At 58.6% G+C, this 474-nt stretch carries 1 protein-coding gene; it reads right to left on the bottom strand.

From position 1 onward, the window contains the following. Positions 1–45: 45 nt before the first annotated feature. Positions 46–474 (bottom strand): DNA gyrase C-terminal beta-propeller domain-containing protein (locus tag I656_RS0117370; protein ID WP_033007068.1); only part of this gene is annotated, 429 nt, incomplete at its 5' end.

Here is a 474-nt window from a genome sequence, read left to right as displayed (position 1 = left end):
GCGGCCGGCCAAACTGATACCGGAACGGTTCTTGACGCTTAAACCTCATCCTTCCTCCCCTTTTCCAAGCAGCTTCGTCGGTTCTTTCCAGACATCCACCACCATCCCGGCTTCGTCAGTGTCAACGACAAACGAACCCGTGCTGTAGCGGTCGGAGAGACGAAGGGAAGCGGCTTCGATCGTCTCGACCACCCCTTTTTCCGTCCGCAATCCGACCATTTCCTCATCGTTGCTGACAAAGACGGCGCCGACAACTCGGTGCGGGTTGGATTTCACTTCACGTACGATCACAACGCCGCGCTTCGCTCGTGAGGACGGCTCAAACTCGCTCATCGCCACTTTTTTCACCGCTCCGCGCTGCGTCACGACGACGAACGAGCCCCCCTTTTCTAGGCGAACGGGGCACGCAGCGGCGACAAAGTCCCCTTCCTTCAATTGAATCCCTTTCACGCCAGCCGCGCGCACGCCAACAAG

This window comes from Geobacillus sp. WSUCF1 (assembly GCF_000422025.1).
GTDB classification, from domain to species: domain Bacteria; phylum Bacillota; class Bacilli; order Bacillales; family Anoxybacillaceae; genus Geobacillus; species Geobacillus zalihae.
This window is presented reverse-complemented; position numbering and strand designations above follow the sequence as displayed.